This window comes from Carboxydocella sp. JDF658 (assembly GCF_002049395.1).
Taxonomy (GTDB): domain Bacteria; phylum Bacillota.
This window is the reverse complement of the sequence record NZ_BDLR01000153.1, coordinates 1-201: the sequence shown is the minus strand read 5'-3', so window position 1 is coordinate 201 and position 201 is coordinate 1. Positions and strand designations below refer to the sequence as shown.

At 52.7% G+C, this 201-nt stretch carries 1 rRNA gene; it reads left to right on the top strand.

The window, feature by feature from the left end:
- Nucleotides 1-201: ribosomal RNA gene (locus JDF658_RS12935) — 23S ribosomal RNA — on the top strand; the annotation flags it as partial.

The window sequence follows — 201 nt, the reverse complement described above, 5'->3', positions numbered from 1 at the left end:
TTGAAAAGTCGGCGGATGAGGTGTGGGTAGGGGTGAAATGCCAATCGAACCCGGAGATAGCTGGTTCTCCCCGAAATAGCTTTAGGGCTAGCCTCAGGGGATGAGTTATGGAGGTAGAGCACTGAATGGGCTAGGGGCCTGAGCAAGGTTACCGAACCTTATCAAACTGCGAATGCCATAACTTGGACCCTGGGAGTCAGA